Annotated in this window: 1 protein-coding gene; it reads right to left on the minus strand. The window is 50.7% G+C overall.

The annotated features are described in order from the left end of the window. Window positions 1–116: 116 nt before the first annotated feature. Window positions 117–610 (minus strand): isocitrate/isopropylmalate family dehydrogenase (locus tag ACTHUR_RS15790; protein WP_440399599.1); only part of this gene is annotated, 494 nt, incomplete at its 5' end.

Below are 610 nucleotides of genomic sequence, written 5' to 3' on the forward strand. Positions count from 1 at the left end.
ATCTTAAGGCCGTCTGAAAAAACATAAGGGCGTGTGAAAACACGCCCTTTTTTATGGTTTCAAGTTTCGCATATAAAAAAGCGCGGGATTGATCCCACGCTTTTTCAGACGGCCTCTTACAAAGCAGCCAATACGGCATCGCCCATTTCTGAGCAGGAAACCAGTTTGGTACCTTCTTCGTAAATATCGCCGGTACGCAAGCCTTGTTGCAGTACTTTTTGTACGGCGTTTTCGACTTGTTGCGCGCGTGCTTCGTCGTTCAGGCTGTAGCGCAACAACATAGCGAGGGACAAAACGGTTGCCAGCGGATTGGCTTTGTTTTGACCGGCAATGTCAGGAGCAGAGCCGTGAGACGGTTCGTACAGGCCTTTGCCGTTTTCGTCCAAAGAAGCGGAAGGCAGCATACCGATGGAGCCGGTCAGCATGGAGGCTTCGTCAGAGAGGATATCGCCGAAGATGTTGCCGGTAGCAATCACGTCAAATTGTTTGGGCGCGCGTACCAACTGCATGGCGGCGTTGTCGACGTACATATGGGAAAGCTCGACATCAGGGTATTCTTTGCCGATTTCTTCAAAGATTTCGCGCCACAGTTCGGTGGTTTCCAAAACGT

It is taken from the genome of Neisseria sp. P0021.S007, assembly GCF_051956855.1.